Source organism: Streptomyces sp. bgisy159, from assembly GCF_057707805.1.
Genome location: NZ_JBYIQX010000132.1, coordinates 1 through 776, shown reverse-complemented (window position 1 = coordinate 776; position 776 = coordinate 1). Strand labels below are relative to the sequence as shown.

At 68.4% G+C, this 776-nt stretch carries 1 protein-coding gene; it reads right to left on the bottom strand.

Annotated features, from left to right (window positions below):
- A partial coding sequence (locus AC3ET3_RS36130; protein ID WP_435613738.1) for an AMP-binding protein occupies positions 1 to 719 on the bottom strand: 719 nt, incomplete at its 3' end.
- Positions 720 to 776 lie beyond the last annotated feature (57 nt).

Below are 776 nucleotides of genomic sequence, written 5' to 3'. Positions count from 1 at the left end.
GAACCCGGCACATGCTGCCACCCGGTGACCTCCACCGACGCCTCCGTCGGCCCGTACAGATTGTGGACGGAGCACCCGGGCAGCAGTTCGCTGAACCGGTTGGCCAGATCCGCCGGGAACGCCTCCCCCGCCACCTCCACCCACCGCAGACTCGTGCACTGCTTCGCCAGCGGCTCCGCCACGAACGCCGCCAGCAACGACGGCACGAAGTCCGCACCCGTCACCCCCTCCCGCTGGATCAACTCCGCCAGATAGGCCGGATCCCGACGCCCGCCCTCACGCGCCACCACCACCGCCGCACCCACCTGCAACGGCGCGAAGATCTCCGGCACCGACACATCGAAACTCGCCGACGTACTCAACAGCACCCGGTCCTCGACACCGACACCGAAATGATCCAGACCCCACCGGATCCGGTTCATGATCGACCGATGCGCCACCGGCACCCCCTTCGGACCACCCGTCGAACCCGACGTGAAGATCACATACGCCGCGTGATCAGGCCCCAGCCCCCGCACCGGATCCGACTCCGGATACCCCGACACATCCGGCAACTCCCCCTCCAGCACCAGCAACGGCCGCGCACCCTCCAGCACATGCCGCACCCGCTCCTCCGGCAGATCCACATCCAACGGCACATACGCGGCCCCAGACTTCACCACCGCATACACCGCCACCAGCAGATCCACCGACCGCGGCACCCGCACCGCCACCAACACCTCCGGCCCCGCACCCCGCTCCACCAACCAATGCGCCAACCGGTTCACCCGACGGTT